General features: G+C 34.4%; 1 protein-coding gene. It reads left to right on the forward strand.

Features of this window, described 5'->3' with window-relative positions:
• A partial coding sequence (locus tag ACSG5Z_RS30590; protein WP_435712830.1) for an NAD-dependent epimerase/dehydratase family protein occupies nucleotides 1–302 on the forward strand: 302 nt, incomplete at both ends.

Genomic DNA, 302 nt, shown 5'->3' on the forward strand with positions numbered 1-302 from the left:
GTACGTGTATGGTATACGATAAAGCTACTAATATACAAGGAATATCAGAATTAGACCCGATTAAACCAGCTTCTCCATATGCTGGATCAAAACTTGCTGCTGAAAACATGGTTTTATCTTACTATTATGCTTACAAGCTGCCAGTTGTGGTTATTCGTCCATTTAATACGTATGGCCCATTCCAGAAAACAGGTGGTGAAGGTGGGGTTGTTGCTATTTTTATAAATAATAAATTAGATAATGTACCACTAAATATTTATGGAGATGGGAAACAAACGAGAGATCTTTTATATGTTGAATAT

Origin of the sequence: Bacillus pretiosus, assembly GCF_051294775.1 — a bacterium.
GTDB lineage: Bacteria > Bacillota > Bacilli > Bacillales > Bacillaceae_G > Bacillus_A > Bacillus_A wiedmannii.